This is a genomic window from Xylophilus rhododendri (assembly GCF_009906855.1).
In the GTDB taxonomy this organism is placed as follows: Bacteria; Pseudomonadota; Gammaproteobacteria; order Burkholderiales; family Burkholderiaceae_C; genus Xylophilus; species Xylophilus rhododendri.
Genome location: NZ_CP047650.1, coordinates 3,091,111 through 3,104,909 on the forward strand (window position 1 = coordinate 3,091,111; position 13,799 = coordinate 3,104,909).

A 13,799-nucleotide genomic window follows, 5' to 3' on the forward strand; every position below is an offset into this window, starting at 1 on the left:
CCGGTCAAGTGTCCGCGCTGAAGCCGATCGTCTTGACGATGCCGCGCCAGCGCTCGGTATCGGATTTCAGCGCTGCGGCCAGCTGCTCCGGCGTGCTGCCCTGGGCCTCCAGGCCCATGGCGGCCAGGCCGTCGATGGTGTCGCGCTGGGCCAGCGCGGCGCGGATGGTGCCGTTGAGTTTCTGCACCGTGTCCGGCGCCGCCTTCGCCGGCAGGAAAAAGCCGTACCACTCGCTGAAGGCCAGGTCCTTGAAGCCCTGCTCCACCAGCGTCGGCGTGCCCGGCGCGAAGCGGCTGCGCTTGGCGCCCGAGACCCCCAGCAGCCGGCATTTGCCCGCCTGCACATACTGGATGAATTCGCCCACCGGACCGGACACGGCCGGGATCTGCCCGCCGATCATGTCCAGGATCGCCGGCTGCGAACCGCGGTAGGCCACATGGGTCATCTCGATGCCGCCGGCACGGCCGAGCAGGATGCCGATGAAGTGAGGCGAGGAGCCGGCCGCCGGCGAGCCGAAGGCGGCGCGCTCCGGGCGGCCCTTGCACCAGGCCAGGTATTCGGGAACCGTCCTGATGCGGTCGGGCACCGAGGGGCCGACGGCGAAACCGTAGTCGAAGACCGAGCCGATGCTGACCGGCGTCAGGTCGGCCACCGGGTCGTAGGAAAGCTTCTTGTAGGTGTGCGGATAGATGCCCAGCATGGACATCGGCGTCAACAGCATGGTGGCGCCGTCGGCCGGCTGGCTCTTGACGTACTGGATCGCGATCTGGCCGCTGGCGCCGGTGCGGTTCTCCACGAAGGCCGCGTTGGCATAGGCCGGATGCAGCTTCTCGGCGATGCGGCGGCTGACCGCGTCGGCCGTGCCGCCTGCGGCGAAACCATTGACCACACGAGCCGACTCGAGAACTGCGCCCTGCGCCCGGGCGATGTCCCAGGCGGCGGTGGCGGGAAGCAGGGCGGCCGCCTGCATCAGGCGGCGGCGGGAAGCGGAGAACATCATCGGACCTTGGGGCAACTGGGAAACCCGCGATTGTCCGTCGGAGCGGACGCGGCAGTCTCAGGGGTGTCCCGGGGCCCGGCCGGATCAGTTGCCGCTGCCGCCGAAGTTGGTATCGACGAAATCCGCCTGGTGGTACTTCAGGGGCTTGCCGCGGCGCTTGTTGACCTGGTCGGAGGCGGCGCTGAGCAGCTCGGTCACCCGGAAGGTGGTCTCCACGTATTCGCGCCGGTCGGTCGAATGGTTGAGCCGCAGCATCAACCGGGTCAGGGAGATGGAATAGCGGTTGCCGGTGCCGAATTCGGCATCGAGTTCGGCCTTGGCGTCGAACGTGACGTTCATGACCGCATCGACCTGGCCTTGGGCCCGGGTCAGCAAAGCAAGCTTGGCGAGAAAATCATCGAATTTGTTCATACCTGCCTCGTATCTTCCCTTCTACGCAGGAAGTGGAAGCCCGGATGAGACCGGGTTTTCCCTGATCATAAAGGACACGTGTCCAATTTGTGTCCAGCATGCCTAAATTCAGCGGGTTTTGCCAGGGTTCTCGTGTGTACGCCGCGTGAAGTAGGGCCGGCCGTACCGATATAGTCGGCCGGCTTATGGCCAAAGAAAAATCGACCTACGTCTGCAGCGAATGCGGCGGCACCAGCCCGCGCTGGCTCGGCAAATGCCCGCATTGCGGCGCCTGGAACTCGCTGGTGGAGACGGCGGCCCAGCCCGCGGCCGCGCCCTCGAAGAATCGGCTGGCGCAGCCGGCGGCCTTCGTGGCGCTGGCGCAGACCTCGGAGGTCACCACGCTGTCGGAGATCGAGGCCGCCGACGTGGCGCGCGCCTCCACCGGCATCGAGGAGCTCGACCGGGTGCTGGGCGGCGGCATCGTCGAAGGCGCGGTGGTGCTGATCGGCGGCGATCCGGGCATCGGCAAATCGACCCTGCTGCTGCAGGCGCTCGATGCGCTGGAGCGCGGCGGGCTGGAAACGCTTTATGTCACCGGCGAGGAGTCGGGCGCGCAGATCGCGCTGCGTGCCCGCCGGCTCGGGCTCGACGGCTCCCAGGTGCAGGTGCTGGCGGAGATCCAGCTGGAGAAGATCCTGGCGACGCTCGCCGAACGCCAGCCCTCGGTGGCGGTGATCGACTCGATCCAGACGGTGTATTCCGACCAGCTCACCAGCGCGCCCGGCTCGGTGGCCCAGGTGCGCGAATGCGCGGCCCACCTGACGCGCGCGGCCAAGGCCAGCGGCATCGCCATCGTGCTGGTCGGCCATGTCACCAAGGAGGGCGCCCTGGCCGGCCCGCGGGTGCTGGAGCACATGGTCGACACGGTGCTGTATTTCGAAGGCGAAACCCACAGCGCCTTCCGGCTGGTGCGGGCGATCAAGAACCGCTTCGGCGCGGTCAACGAGATCGGCGTCTTCGCCATGACCGAGCGCGGCCTGCGCGGCGTCGCCAACCCGAGCGCCATCTTCCTCAGCCAGCACAGCGAGCCGGTGCCCGGCAGCTGCGTGCTGGTGACGCTGGAGGGCACCCGGCCGATGCTGGTGGAGATCCAGGCCCTGGTCGACAGCGGCGGGCCCAGCCCGCGCCGGCTCTCGGTCGGCCTGGACCGCGACCGCCTGGCCATGCTGCTGGCGGTGCTGCACCGCCATGCCGGCGTGGCCTGCATGGACCAGGACGTGTTCGTCAACGCGGTGGGCGGCGTGCGCATCAGCGAGCCGGCGGCCGATCTGGCGGTGATCCTGGCGATCGCGTCGAGCCTGCGCGGCAAGGCGCTGCCCAGCGGCTTCATCGCCTTCGGAGAGGTCGGCCTGGCCGGCGAGGTGCGGCCCGCGCCGCGCGGCCAGGAGCGGCTGAAGGAGGCCGCCAAGCTCGGCTTCTCCATCGCCGTCGTGCCCAAGGCGAACGCGCCCAAGAAGGCGGTGGAGGGTTTGACCATCCACCCGATCGAGCGGGTCGAGGAAGCCATCGAGCTGCTGCGCCAGCTGCAGTAACCCTGCGCCGCCCGGCGGATCTCTGGGATGAGAACCATTCTCGTCTTGTAGACTTGCTTTCGTTTTCCTTTCAAAAGACATCCGAGCCATGCAAGTCACTTTCTCTCCCGCCCGTCGTTTCGCCTGCGCCCTGGCCGTGCTGCTGGTGGCCGGCGGTGCCTCCGCCCACCAGATCTGGATCGAGCAGGACGCCGGCGGCGCAAAGCTGTTCTTCGGCGAATACGGCGAGAACCTGCGTGAAGCCTCCCCCGGCCTGCTGGACAAGTTCGGCAAGCCGGTCGCCCGCAAGATCTCCGCCCAGGGCGTGCAGAGCGCCGACGTGGCCAAGACCGCCTCGGCCTTCACCATCCCGCTGTCGGCGGCCAAGGGCGAATCGCTGATCGCCGAGGACGCCACCTACCCGATGTGGGACATCAAGGCCCCCGGCACCGGCAAGGGCATGTACCTGCCGGCCGCGCGCCTGGTCACCGACCTGTCGGCGCAGAAGCCCCAGCTCACGCTCGACCTGGTGCCCACCGGCGTCGAAAGCGCCGAGGGCGCGCAGCTGCAGGCCTTCTTCCAGGGCAAGCCGCTGGCCAAGGCCAAGGTGGAGGTGGTCACCGCCTCCGGCTGGGCGCAGGAGCACCACACCGATGCGGACGGCAAACTCAGCGTGTCCCTGCCCTGGCGCGGCACCTATGTGCTGGAGCTGATGCACAACGGCCCCGCCGGCGAGCGCGCCGATGGCCAGAAGTTCGAAAAGGCCAGCTACGTGACCTCGCTGACGGTGGTGCGCGAGGCCGGCCTGGCGGCGCTGCCGGCACCGCCGGCCGCCACGCCGAACAAGTAATCCGCGCCGCGGCGGCGGCGGCATGGCGGGCACTGCGAAAATACCCGCCATGAAATTGACAAAGCTTTTAGTTCCCATCGGCTGCCTGGCCCTTTTGGCCGTGGCCTTCAACACCTACGGCTGGCGCGGCCTGGCCGTCGTGGGCGGCGGCATCACCATGTGGCTGCTGCTGCACTTCACCCGGATGATGACGGTGCTCAAGCGCGCTTCCGACCGCCCGGTCGGCTATGTGGGCAGCGCCGTCATGCTCAACGCCAAGCTCAAGCCCGGCGTGAACCTGCTGCATGTGGTGGCCATGACCCGCTCGCTGGGCCAGCAGCTCGACGGCGCCGGCACCCCCCGCGAAACCTATCGCTGGACCGATGGCAGCGAGTCCTATGTCGACTGCGTCTTCGAATCGGGCAAGCTCCAGGAGTGGCAGCTGACCCGTCCGCAGCCCAAGGACGCGGACGCGATCACCTCCGCGCCGTAAAATGGCGGGCTTTTGTCGCGCCGAACGGCGGCGCGCTGCCCGGCGGACTGTGTATTTGCGGCCGGCGGGCCTCTTTCAGCCTCTCAAGGACTCCCGCGCATGACCCTCGTGCCCCCCGCCCCCTCGCTCTCCGACCGTGACGGCAAGATCTGGATCGACGGTGAACTCGTCGACTGGCGCGAGGCCAAGATCCACGTCCTGACCCACACACTGCACTACGGCTGCGGCGTCTTCGAAGGCGTGCGCGCCTACGACACGGTCGACGGCCCGGCGGTCTTCCGCCTGCAGGAACACACCGAGCGCCTGTTCAACAGCGCCAAGATCCTGCGCATGAAGATCCCCTTCACGCAGGACCAGGTCAACGAGGCCCACCGCACGGTGGTGCGCGAGAACGGCCTGAAGTCCGGCTACATCCGGCCGCTGTCCTGGATCGGCTCCGAGAAGCTCGGCGTCAGCCCCAAGGGCAATACCATCCACGTGATGGTGGCGGCCTGGTCCTGGGGCGCCTACCTGGGCGACGAGGGCATGGCGCGCGGCATCCGCGTCAAGACCAGCAGCTACACCCGCCACCACGTCAACATCACCATGACGCAGGCCAAGGCGGTGAGCAACTACAGCAACTCGATCCTGGCCAACATGGAAGCCCTGGACGACGGCTACGACGAAGCCCTGCTGCTCGATGCCTCCGGCTTCGTCTCCGAAGGCGCGGGCGAGAACATCTTCATCGTGAAGAAGGGCGTGATCTACACGCCCGACCTGTCGGCCGGCGCCCTGAACGGCATCACCCGCAACACGATCATGCACATCGCCGCCGATCTGGGCATCGAGGTCGTTCAGAAGCGCATCACCCGCGACGAGGTCTACATCGCCGACGAGGCCTTCTTCACCGGCACCGCCGCCGAAGTCACGCCGATCCGCGAACTCGACCGGGTGGAGATCGGCACCGGCAGCCGCGGCCCGGTCACCGAGAAGGTGCAGAAGGCCTTCTTCGACATCGTCAACGGCCGCAATCCCAAGTACGCCCACTGGCTGACCAAGGTCTAAAGAGAGAAAGCCCCATGAGCAGCAGCCCCGCCTACTTTCCCGCTTCCGCGCCGGCCCAGCCGGCGGCCGTCGTCGAGGTCGCCGCAGCCGACCTCAATGCCCAGGGCGGGGTGTTCTGCCCCAGCCCCCTGGCGCACATGAAGCTGTGGAACTCGCATCCCAAGGTCTACCTGGACGTGGCCCGCACCGGCGAGGCCAAGTGCCCCTACTGCGGCACGATGTACCGGCTCAAGGCCGGCGAAACCGTGGCGCACGGCCACTAAGGCACGCAGCTTGACCGAGAAGTCCGTGAGCAGCATCACGGCACTGCTGGACCGCGTCACGGTCATCACCGTCACCTACAACAGCGCGCATTGCGTGCCGGCCCTGGCGCAGGCGCTGGCGGCCTGCCCGCATGTGACCGTGGCCGACAACGCCAGCGCCGACGACTCCGTCGCCCAGGCGCGGCGCCAGCTGCCGCAGGCGCTGGTGATCGAGCTGCCGCGCAACCTCGGTTATGGCGCGGCCAACAATGCCGCCATCGCACGGGCGACCACGCCCTACGTGCTGCTGCTCAACCCCGACTGCGAGGCCGGCTCGTCAGCCATCGCCGAGCTGGTGCGCCTGGCCGATGCCGATCCGACCTCGGGCCTGTGGGTGCCGCAGCTGCTGGGCAGCGACGGCAGCCCGGAGCTCAACTACAGCATGCCGCGCCACCACGGCGCGCCGCGCGGCGGTGCGGCCGAGGGGCCGCTCTGCGTGGGTTATGCCTGTGCGGCGGCCCTGCTGATCCACCGCGAACGCATGGCGCCGGTCGGTTTCTTCGACGAGCGCTTCTTCCTCTACTACGAGGACGAGGACCTGTGCCTGCGCGCCTTCCAGGCCCGCCTGCCCATCGTGGTGTTGCCGCAGGTCCGCATGACCCATCACTCGCGTGGCTCGGTGCGTGGACCGAAGCCGCTGGCCGCCGAATACTGGCGCGGATGGCACCACGCGCAGTCCAAGATCATCTTCGCCGCCAAGCATGCCGGCGACGCCGCCGCCGGCCAGCGCCTGCTGGCGCGCACCCTGCGCCGCGCCTGGGCGCAGGTGGCGGTGCGTGCGTTGCTGCCTTCGCCGCGCCTGCTGGCGCGCGCCTGGGGCCGGCTGCAGGGCCTGCGCCGGCTGCGCCGCGACGGCTTGCCTTCATGAACGGGATTCCAATGGCTCCGCGCCTGACCATCGGCGTGCTGACCCTCAACGAGGAGCGCCATATCGAGCGCTGCCTGCGCAGCTGCGCCTTCGCCGACGAGATCGTGGTGGTCGACAGCGGCAGCCGCGACCGCACCGTGGCGCTGGCCGAAGGGCTGGGCGCGCGGGTGTTCACCCATGCCGACTGGCAGGGCTTCGGCGTGCAGCGCACCCGGCTGATGGAGCATGCGACCGGCGACTGGCTGTTCTTCGTCGATGCCGACGAGGAAGTCACAACTGAACTGCGCGCCGAGGTCGAGGCCTTCGTCGCCGCCGGCCGCGAGGCGATCGGCACCGTGCGCTGGCGGGTGGTGGCCTATGGCCAGGAGCTGCGCTGGTTCCTCGGCCAGTCGGAGATCGAACGGCTCTTCCCCCGCCAGAAATTGCTGCGCTACACCGGCGTGGTCCACGAGCATGCCGAGATGGCCGAGCCGCGCCCGCCGCGCCATGCCTTCTCCGGCCGGCTGCTGCACACCTCGCGCGAATCGGTGGGCGACAGCCTGGGCAAGCTGCGCCAGTACGCCATGCTGGGAGCCGCCAAACGCGCCCAGGCGGGCAAGCGCGGCGGCGTCTGGCGCGGCATCGCATCCGGGCTGTGGGTGTTCCTGCGGCTCTACGTCATCCGCCTGGGCTTCCTGGGCGGCGGCGCCGGCTTCCTTTTCTGTTTCTTCATCGCCCTGGAGAGCTTCTTCCGTTATGCAGCCTTGCACTACGACCGCGACACGCTGAGGGCCGACATTCCCCGATGAGCGCTCTACCGAAGGCGGTGCCTGCCGTGCCCGCCGCGTCCTTTTCCACCGTCCTCATCCTGGGCACGCTGGCCGCCGGCACGGCACTGGGGCCCTGGTCCAGCAAGATCGCCGGGGCCACCTGGCTGGTCTGGAGCCTGTGGGGCCTGCTGGTCGGCCTGGGGCCGCGTTTCGGCGCCCGGCCGGCACCGCATCCCGGACTGCCGGCGGCCCGCTGGCTGTTTTTCGGTTTCGCCATCACCACGGTGCTGGCCCTGTGCAAGGCGCTGTACTGGCACGATCCCTTCGACGAGATGTACGGCTACCTGCGCCTGACGCTGTCGGCGGCGGCGGCCTGCTGGGTGCTCGAACGTGTGTTGCTGCCGGCGGCCACGGCCGCAATGGCATTGCGGGTCCTGGCGGTGCAATGTATTGCCGCGCTGATCTGCCTCGCCAGCCTGGCCTGGCGCTATTACGGGATGGATTTCCGCAACATGCTGCCTGCCAATGCCATCCCGTGGGCGCAAGCGGTGGCCTTTGCCGTGTGTCTGTTGATGCCGGCCGCTCTGGCCGGTCGGGTACGGCCCGGCACGCGTGCGTTTCTGTGGCTGGGCGTGGCGCTCGGCGGAGCGACGGTGCTGGCTTCACTCTCCCGGGGCGCCTACGGCATCTTTTTCTGGATGGGCTGGCTCCTGGCGGCCCGCTGGCGCGATGTGCATGGCCGCTGGCCCTGGGGCCGCCTGTCGGTGCTGGGCGCGGCATTCTGCCTGGCGCTGGCGGCGGTCTGGTGCGTGCCCGGCGACCCCTTGCGCCTGCGGCTGGCCGAGAAGGAGATCTCCCAGGCCGAGACCCATTCGGTGTTCGACACCTCGCTGGGGACCCGCATGTACCTCTGGACCATGGCATGGCAGGGCCTGAAGGATTCGCCCTGGATGGGTGTGGGCGAAACCGAGCGCATGTACCGCATCAAGCATGCAGGCGAAGAACTGCCCCCGGCCCAGCGCGAAGGTCTGGCCTACGTGCGCACCATGGGGCATGTGCACAACCAGTACCTGCACGCGGCGCTGGACGGCGGCATCCTCGGCCTGGCCGGGATGGCCGCGCTGATCCTCGGCATGGCCGTGGCCGCCTGGCGGCTGCGGGCGGTGGACAAGAGCGCCTCGCGGCAGATGCAGGGCCTGCTCTTCGTGCACACCCTCGGCGGCATGAGCAACGTGAACTTCGCCCACACCTACTACGTGGTGACACTGGCCGTCGCCACGGCGGCGGTCTTCGTCTGCATGCGGCCGGCGCCGCCCGCCATCGCCCAGCCATGAACATCCTGATGGTCCACCGTGCGCCGGTGCCGGTGTTCGCCTACGGCGGCACCGAACGGGTGATGTGGGACCTGGCCCGGCGGCTGTCCACACTCGGCCACCGGGTGCGTTTCCTGGTGCCGGCCGGCTCGCACTGCGACTTCGCCGAAGTCATCGCCCTGGATCCCGCGGGCGACTGGCGCGCCCAGGTGCCGGCCGATACCGACGTGGTGCACCTGCAGTTCCAGCCCGAGGGCGGCCTGCTGCCCGATGTGCCCTGCCTGGTCACGGAGCATGGCAATCCCGCGCCGGGCGTGCCGCTGCAGCGCAACACCGTCTTCATCTCGGCCGACCATGCGGCGCGCCACGGTTCCACCGTCTTCGTGCGCAACGGCCTGGACTGGTCGGCCTACGGCGTGGTGGATTTCGACCGGCCCCGGCCCGGCTTCCATTTCCTCGGCAAGGCTTCCTGGCGGGTGAAGAACGTGCAGGGTGCGATCGATGTCACCGGCGATGCCGGCGTGCGCCTGGACGTGCTGGGCGGCGTTCGTTTCAATTTCAAGCGCGGCATCCGGCTGACCTTCACGCCGCGGGTGCACTTCCACGGCATGGTCGGCGGCGAGAGGAAGATGGGCCTGCTCAACGCCTCGCGCGGCCTGGTGTTTCCGGTGCTGTGGCACGAGCCTTTCGGCCTGGCGGTGATCGAGAGCCTGTACTTCGGCTGCCCGGTGTTCGGCACGCCCTATGGCGCGCTGCCCGAGCTGGTGCCCGGGGATTGCGGCGTGCTGTCCACCAGCCGCGCCGAACTGGCCGAGGCGGTGCGCGGGCGATCGTTCGACGCACGCGCCTGCCATGCGCTGGCGGTGCGGGAGTTCGGGGCGGACACCATGGCTCCCGGCTATCTGAGGCTCTACGAAAAAATCACCGCTGGCGAGTGCCTGCACGCAGAGCCGCCGCGTCTTCGGGAAGAAGCCCGCCGGCTGGCTTGGCGGCCTTGACCTCGTGTTGCCGAAGGAGCCGCCAGGCCAAAATGAATGGAAGTGCCCGCATTTAATCGGACATCCTGAATATATTTCAACCTGCGAGATATCCTTGATAATCTCTGCGCCGACTGTAGTTAGGTCCTTTTGGGCTATCGCGCTTCCGAGGGGCGTCGCGCAATATGAGCGCAACTTCAGGAGGGCAAAATGAAAATCTTCGTACCGTTGGTATTATCCGTGGCCTGCATCGCATCCGCTCCGGCCATGGCGAATCAAATAACATTTGGCGGCGATACCGGGGACGGCCCGGGTTTCGAGCGGCCCGGACCGGGTGTGATCGGAAGCGCCTATCGATATCTGTCATACGCCTTTACAGTATCTCAGGCCGGTATATATACATTCACCAGCACGGCAATGGATTTCGATAACCTGACGGCTTTGTATCTGGGGGATGCGACGGTGGTGGATGCGGCGCATCTGCTGATTTACAACGACGACAGTACGGATGCTCGCCATTCCGGTTTTGACTATTCGCTGGCCGCCAACACCACCTACAACTTCGTGACCACGGCATATTCGCTTGGCCAAAGCGGGGTGGTCTCCAATTCAATCACGGGTGCAGGGACGATATCGCCTTTCGTCTCCGCTGTTCCAGAGCCGGAAACGGTCGCGATGCTGCTGGCCGGCATGGGCACCATGTGGATGAAATTGCGCCGCCGGCAAAAGCAGCAGTGCCAATAGCGCACCCGCGGCAGGGGATCAGGCCGCCGGCAGCGTCACCACGAACACCGCCCCGCCGCCTTCGCGCTCCTCGCAGCGCACCGTGCCGCCGTGGCGCTGAACGATGGTCCTAACCAGCGCCAGGCCCAGGCCCACGCCGCCCTCGCGCTCGCTGGCGCCGGGCAGGCGGTAGAAGGGCTCGAAGATGCGTTCGCGCAGTTCGGCCGGCACGCCCGGGCCGCGGTCGCTGACCCGCAGCAGGGCGTGTTCGCCTTCCCGGCGCAGCGAGAGTTCGATCTCGCCCCGGCCATAGCGCCGCGCGTTCTCCAGCAGGTTGCGCACCACCCGGCGCAGCAGGCGCGACACGCCACGTGTTTCCACGCCGGCCATGCCCGCGTCGCCCAGGTCGAGTTCGGCACCCACCCGGGCGCATTCCTCGGCGGCCAGGCCGACCAGGTCCACCGTCTCCACCGTGCCGATGTCGGCCTCGTCGGCATCGAGCCGGCTGGCCAGCAGGATCTCGTCGATCAGCTGGTCGAGTTCGCCGATGTTGCGGGCGATCTCGTCGCGCGCCATGGAGCCGGCCGGGTTCATCAGCTCCAGCCCCATGCGGATGCGCGCCAGCGGCGAGCGCAATTCGTGCGAGGCATTGGCCAGCAGCGACTTGTGCGAATGCACCAGGCGCTCGATGCGTTCGGCCGCATGGTTGAAGCGCCGCGCCAGGAAGGCCACCTCGTCGCTGCCCTGCACCGGCACACGCACCGACAGGTCGCCCTGGCCCCATTGCTCCACGCTCTGCTGCAGCTTCTCCAGCCGGCGGGTGAGCTTGCGGATGATCGGATAGGTGGCCAGCGCCACCGCCACGCCAACCAGGCCCAGCGTCCAGAAGAAGCCGAAGGGCGGCCGGTTCCAGAAGCTGCGCGGCGGCCGCGGCAGGTGCACGGTGATGGTCTGGCCGTCGTGCATGGCGACCGCGAATTCGGGGCCGCTGCGCACCGGCCGACCTTCCTCGGCCTGCTCGGCGTCGGGCGGCGCCGGCTGCGGCGGCGGGCCGGCCTCGCCGTGCGGGCCGCGGCGCGGGCGCAGGGCGCCGCTGCCGATCACCTCGCCGGCCTCGTTGCGCACGAAGACCTCGCGCAGCGGCGGGTCCGAGGCCATCTGCCAGGCCCAGCCCACCAGCAGGGTCAGCACCGCGACCGCCAGCACCACCGCCAGCCAGATGCGCACATAGAGCCGGCGCGCCAGCCGCATCAGGGAGGCCGAGCGGCGGCGGCTCGCGGTGGGGGCGCTGCCCTGGTAGGGCGGCAGGCTGTCGGGCGGCAGGTTGGCCACGGAGGGCTAGTCCTGCTGCTTGGCGAAGACGTAGCCCACGCCGCGCACCGTCAGGATGCGCTTGGGGTTCTTGGCATCGGCCTCGATGGCCGCGCGGATGCGGCCCATGTGCACGTCGATCGAGCGGTCGAAGGCTTCGAGTTCGCGGCCGCGCACGGCTTCCATGATCTGGTCGCGGGTCAGAACGCGGCCGGCGCGCTCGGCCAGCGCCACCAGCAGGTCGAACTGGTAGGAGGTGACTTCCGCGCCCTTGCCGGCCACGGACACGGTGCGCGCATCGCGGTCGATCTCCAGCGAGCCGAACTGCATGCTGCGGCTGGCGCTGGCCGCGCCCTCGCTGCGGCGGCGCAGGATGGCGCGGATGCGCGCCAGCAGCTCGCGCGGCTCGAAGGGCTTGGGCAGGTAGTCGTCGGCGCCGAGCTCCAGGCCGATGATGCGGTCCATCGGATCGCCCTTGGCGGTGAGCATCAGCACCGGCACCTGCGCCATCGGGCCGGACAGGCCGCGGATGCGGCGGCAGACGTCCAGGCCGTCCATGTCGGGCAGCATCAGGTCGAGGATGACCAGGTCGCAGACAGCGCCGCCGCCGTCGCCCTGCAGTTTCTGCAGGCCGTCGGTGGCGCTCGCGGCGTGGGTGAAGCCGAAGCCCGATTGGGCCAGGTACTCGCCGACCATCTGGGCCAGGCGGGTGTCGTCTTCGATCATCAGGAGTTGGGGACTGGGCATGGGGGTGATCCTCCTGTGCTTGGGGGGTGTGGGCGTTGTCGCAGCCGTAAAGTTAGGTAAAACGCCCGCGCTACATTCGCGCGGGCCGGGCCTCGCCGACCGGCGTGGCCCGCCGGGCCAGGGCCACCAGCGCCAGCACCGGCAGGCCGAGCAGGGCGGTGCCGGCGAAGAAGCTGCCGTAGCCGAAGCGGTCGACCATGTCGCCGGAAAAGCCCGCCAGGAACTTGGGCAGCACCAGCATCAGCGAGCTGAACAGCGCGTACTGCGTGGCCGAGTAACGCAGATTGGTCAGCCCCGAAAGATAGGCCACGAAGGCCGAGGTGGCGATGCCGCCGGCCAGGTTGTCGGCGGCCACCACCAGCACCAGGCCGGTGACGTCGTGGCCGCGGGTGCCCAGCCAGGCGAAGAGCAGGTTGGTCAGCGCCGACAGCAGCGCGCCCAGCATCAGCACCCGCATCACGCCCAGGCGCATGGCCAGCGCGCCGCCGGCGAAGGCGCCGACCAGCGTCATCACCACCCCGTAGAGCTTGGTGACCGTGGCCACCTCGGCCTTGGTGTAGCCCATGTCCACGTAGAAGGGATTGGCCATGATGCCCATCACCACATCGCTGATGCGGTAGACAGCGATCAGCGCCAGCACCAGCAGGGCCCGGCCGCCGTAGCGGCGGAAGAAGTCGGCGAAGGGCTCGATCAGCGTGCCGCGCAGCCATTCGGCGGCGCCGCGGGCGGCCACCGGCGGACGCGGCGCCGGCTCGGCCGACAGCAGGGTGGTGAGGATGCCCACCAGCATCGACGCCGCCATCGCCGCATAGGCATAACGCCAGGCCGCGGCCTGGTAGCCGCCGCCATTCACCTCGGCCAGGGCCGCCAGCGCCAGCGCGCCGGCACCGGCCCAGATCATGGCCAGGCGGTAGCCCGTCTGGTAGGTGGCGGCCAGCGCGGCCTGGCGCTCGGCGCCGGCCGATTCGATGCGGAAGGCGTCCAGCGCCACGTCCTGCGTGGCCGAGGCGAAAGCCACCGCCAGCGCGCACCACACCACCGGCTGCAGCGCCTGGCCCGGATCGTTGAAGGCCATGCCCAGCAGGCCCGCCGCCACGCCGCATTGCGACAGCAGCAGCCAGGCCCGCCGCTGGCCGAAGGTGCGGCTGAGCAGCGGCAGCGGCATCCGGTCCACCAGCGGCGACCAGACCCATTTGAAGGCGTAGGTCAGCCCGATCCAGCTCAGGTGGCCGATGGCCGAGCGGTCGATCGAGGCCTCGCGCAGCCAGAAGCTGAAGGTGCCCAGCACCAGCAGCAGCGGCAGTCCCGAGGAGAAGCCCAGCGCCAGCATGCGCAGGCTGGCCGGCTCCAGGTAGACCTTCAGCGCCTGCCGCCAGGACGGCCGGACGGCGGTTTCGGTCAGTGTGGCGGTGGGGTCCCGGGGGACGGCGGCGGGTGGTGCGGATGGTTGCATGGCGCGCGGGGGTTGGCTGCCTATTA

Annotated in this window: 15 protein-coding genes; 10 read left to right on the top strand and 5 right to left on the bottom strand. The window is 69.0% G+C overall.

Features of this window, described 5'->3' with window-relative positions; all coding sequences use genetic code 11:
* Window positions 1-4: 4 nt before the first annotated feature.
* Both GT347_RS14165 and GT347_RS14170 read right to left on the bottom strand, forming a co-directional pair.
* Window positions 5-997: a Bug family tripartite tricarboxylate transporter substrate binding protein gene (locus GT347_RS14165; protein ID WP_407704094.1), complete on the bottom strand. Its 993-nt coding sequence runs from the start codon at window positions 995-997 to the stop codon at window positions 5-7.
* 87 nt (window positions 998-1,084) lie between these two features.
* Window positions 1,085-1,411: a hypothetical protein gene (locus tag GT347_RS14170; protein WP_160552764.1), complete on the bottom strand. Its 327-nt coding sequence runs from the start codon at window positions 1,409-1,411 to the stop codon at window positions 1,085-1,087.
* A gap of 185 nt (window positions 1,412-1,596) precedes the next feature.
* Between GT347_RS14170 and radA the strand changes: the two genes are divergently transcribed.
* The 10 genes from radA (at window position 1,597) to GT347_RS14220 (ending at window position 10,283) form a co-directional block, all read left to right on the top strand.
* Entirely contained in the window at window positions 1,597-2,985 is a 1,389-nt protein-coding gene (radA, locus tag GT347_RS14175; protein ID WP_160552766.1) for a DNA repair protein RadA, read from the top strand.
* Window positions 2,986-3,073: 88 nt separating this feature from the next.
* A complete protein-coding gene (locus GT347_RS14180) occupies window positions 3,074-3,814 on the top strand; it encodes a DUF4198 domain-containing protein (RefSeq protein WP_160552768.1) in 741 nt (246 codons plus the stop codon).
* 49 nt (window positions 3,815-3,863) lie between these two features.
* Window positions 3,864-4,286, top strand: coding sequence for a glycerate kinase (locus tag GT347_RS14185; RefSeq protein ID WP_160552770.1), 423 nt, complete (start codon window positions 3,864-3,866; stop codon window positions 4,284-4,286).
* Window positions 4,287-4,385: 99 nt separating this feature from the next.
* A complete protein-coding gene (locus GT347_RS14190) occupies window positions 4,386-5,330 on the top strand; it encodes a branched-chain amino acid transaminase (RefSeq protein ID WP_160552772.1) in 945 nt (314 codons plus the stop codon).
* Between the two features lie 14 nt (window positions 5,331-5,344).
* Window positions 5,345-5,593 (top strand): zinc-finger domain-containing protein, encoded by a 249-nt coding sequence (locus GT347_RS14195; RefSeq protein ID WP_160552774.1) that lies wholly within the window; start codon window positions 5,345-5,347, stop codon window positions 5,591-5,593.
* Window positions 5,594-5,603: 10 nt separating this feature from the next.
* Window positions 5,604-6,500 carry a glycosyltransferase family 2 protein gene (locus GT347_RS14200; protein ID WP_160552775.1) on the top strand — a complete coding sequence of 299 codons (897 nt, stop codon included), beginning with the start codon at window positions 5,604-5,606 and terminating at the stop codon, window positions 6,498-6,500.
* Window positions 6,497-7,288, top strand: coding sequence for a glycosyltransferase family 2 protein (locus tag GT347_RS14205; protein ID WP_160552777.1), 792 nt, complete (start codon window positions 6,497-6,499; stop codon window positions 7,286-7,288). Before GT347_RS14200 ends, GT347_RS14205 begins: the two co-directional genes overlap by 4 nt.
* On the top strand, window positions 7,285-8,583 hold the full coding sequence (locus GT347_RS14210; RefSeq protein ID WP_160552779.1) for an O-antigen ligase family protein: 1,299 nt from the start codon (window positions 7,285-7,287) through the stop codon (window positions 8,581-8,583). Before GT347_RS14205 ends, GT347_RS14210 begins: the two co-directional genes overlap by 4 nt.
* Complete coding sequence (locus GT347_RS14215; RefSeq protein WP_160552781.1) at window positions 8,580-9,560, top strand: glycosyltransferase; 981 nt, start codon at window positions 8,580-8,582, stop codon at window positions 9,558-9,560. The genes GT347_RS14210 and GT347_RS14215 overlap by 4 nt, the downstream gene beginning before the upstream one ends.
* Before the next feature lie 189 nt (window positions 9,561-9,749).
* Complete coding sequence (locus GT347_RS14220) at window positions 9,750-10,283, top strand: FxDxF family PEP-CTERM protein (RefSeq protein WP_160552783.1); 534 nt, start codon at window positions 9,750-9,752, stop codon at window positions 10,281-10,283.
* Window positions 10,284-10,301: 18 nt separating this feature from the next.
* Here the strand turns inward: GT347_RS14220 and GT347_RS14225 are convergent, their stop codons facing one another.
* The 3 genes from GT347_RS14225 to GT347_RS14235 all read right to left on the bottom strand — a co-directional run bounded on the left by GT347_RS14225 (window position 10,302) and on the right by GT347_RS14235 (window position 13,773).
* Entirely contained in the window at window positions 10,302-11,513 is a 1,212-nt protein-coding gene (locus GT347_RS14225; RefSeq protein ID WP_160555362.1) for an ATP-binding protein, read from the bottom strand.
* An 87-nt stretch (window positions 11,514-11,600) separates the two neighbouring features.
* Window positions 11,601-12,320: a response regulator gene (locus tag GT347_RS14230; RefSeq protein ID WP_160552785.1), complete on the bottom strand. Its 720-nt coding sequence runs from the start codon at window positions 12,318-12,320 to the stop codon at window positions 11,601-11,603.
* A 70-nt stretch (window positions 12,321-12,390) separates the two neighbouring features.
* Complete coding sequence (locus GT347_RS14235; RefSeq protein WP_160552787.1) at window positions 12,391-13,773, bottom strand: AmpG family muropeptide MFS transporter; 1,383 nt, start codon at window positions 13,771-13,773, stop codon at window positions 12,391-12,393.
* Window positions 13,774-13,799: the final 26 nt, after the last annotated feature.

What these genes read in the sequence shown, in the direction of transcription:
- GT347_RS14165 (WP_407704094.1), bottom strand. Translation starts at nt 997, where the DNA reads ATGTTCTCCGCTTCCCGCCGCCGCCTGATGCAGGCGGCCGCCCTGCTT.
- GT347_RS14170 (WP_160552764.1), bottom strand. Translation starts at nt 1,411, where the DNA reads ATGAACAAATTCGATGATTTTCTCGCCAAGCTTGCTTTGCTGACCCGG.
- radA (WP_160552766.1), top strand. Translation starts at nt 1,597, where the DNA reads ATGGCCAAAGAAAAATCGACCTACGTCTGCAGCGAATGCGGCGGCACC.
- GT347_RS14180 (WP_160552768.1), top strand. Translation starts at nt 3,074, where the DNA reads ATGCAAGTCACTTTCTCTCCCGCCCGTCGTTTCGCCTGCGCCCTGGCC.
- GT347_RS14185 (WP_160552770.1), top strand. Translation starts at nt 3,864, where the DNA reads ATGAAATTGACAAAGCTTTTAGTTCCCATCGGCTGCCTGGCCCTTTTG.
- GT347_RS14190 (WP_160552772.1), top strand. Translation starts at nt 4,386, where the DNA reads ATGACCCTCGTGCCCCCCGCCCCCTCGCTCTCCGACCGTGACGGCAAG.
- GT347_RS14195 (WP_160552774.1), top strand. Translation starts at nt 5,345, where the DNA reads ATGAGCAGCAGCCCCGCCTACTTTCCCGCTTCCGCGCCGGCCCAGCCG.
- GT347_RS14205 (WP_160552777.1), top strand. Translation starts at nt 6,497, where the DNA reads ATGAACGGGATTCCAATGGCTCCGCGCCTGACCATCGGCGTGCTGACC.
- GT347_RS14210 (WP_160552779.1), top strand. Translation starts at nt 7,285, where the DNA reads ATGAGCGCTCTACCGAAGGCGGTGCCTGCCGTGCCCGCCGCGTCCTTT.
- GT347_RS14215 (WP_160552781.1), top strand. Translation starts at nt 8,580, where the DNA reads ATGAACATCCTGATGGTCCACCGTGCGCCGGTGCCGGTGTTCGCCTAC.
- GT347_RS14220 (WP_160552783.1), top strand. Translation starts at nt 9,750, where the DNA reads ATGAAAATCTTCGTACCGTTGGTATTATCCGTGGCCTGCATCGCATCC.
- GT347_RS14225 (WP_160555362.1), bottom strand. Translation starts at nt 11,513, where the DNA reads ATGCGGCTGGCGCGCCGGCTCTATGTGCGCATCTGGCTGGCGGTGGTG.
- GT347_RS14230 (WP_160552785.1), bottom strand. Translation starts at nt 12,320, where the DNA reads ATGCCCAGTCCCCAACTCCTGATGATCGAAGACGACACCCGCCTGGCC.
- GT347_RS14235 (WP_160552787.1), bottom strand. Translation starts at nt 13,773, where the DNA reads ATGCAACCATCCGCACCACCCGCCGCCGTCCCCCGGGACCCCACCGCC.